Source organism: Olivibacter sp. CPCC 100613 (genome assembly GCF_036959255.1).
Lineage (GTDB): Bacteria > Bacteroidota > Bacteroidia > Sphingobacteriales > Sphingobacteriaceae > Olivibacter.
Window position 1 is genome coordinate 1 of record NZ_JAWMTI010000045.1, and the last position, 579, is coordinate 579.

General features: G+C 42.3%; 1 protein-coding gene. It reads left to right on the forward strand.

All coding sequences use genetic code 11. The features are described from left to right. Positions 1–215: 215 nt before the first annotated feature. Positions 216–579, forward strand: a 364-nt coding sequence (locus RYH73_RS26625) for a hypothetical protein (protein ID WP_335316474.1), incomplete at its 3' end; no start/stop codon positions are given.

A 579-nucleotide genomic window follows, 5' to 3' on the forward strand; every position in this document is an offset into this window, starting at 1 on the left:
CTACCATCCGTCGACTGCCGAGGGCCTCTGCGCCCGCTACCTGGAGGTATTGAACGAGATCATCTCGCACTGCCTGGAGGTATCGGCCTCGGGCGGCAGGCCGACCCCGTCGGACTACGGTTTAGCTGGAGTAAACTATAAGGAATTTGACGAATTTTTGTTGAATAAAGATGATGGTAATGACAGTATAATGGAATTTTAGGAGGGAGATATTTATGCAAAATACTAATGAATTAGAGATTAATAGATTCTTAAGTAAATTACGTTCACTAAAGCTTGCTTTGGAAATTAAAGGAGATAAATTGGTGTTAAAAGCAACTCAAAAATTATCTTCTGAAGAGCAGAAATCTATACGTAATAATAAAGAGATTACAACATATATAAGTGAAAACAAGGACAAATTATTAAAATTTCTTTCGAATGCAGAGCATGTATCTTTTTCAACTAATGTTGTATCCGTATACCGTCTGAGCGGTCTGCAGGAGGGGATGCTTTTCCACGAGCTCTACGGTGAGGAACCTGGTGCCTATACGGAGCAGTACACGGCGGAGGTCGGGGATATCGACCCGTCCGTTTTCC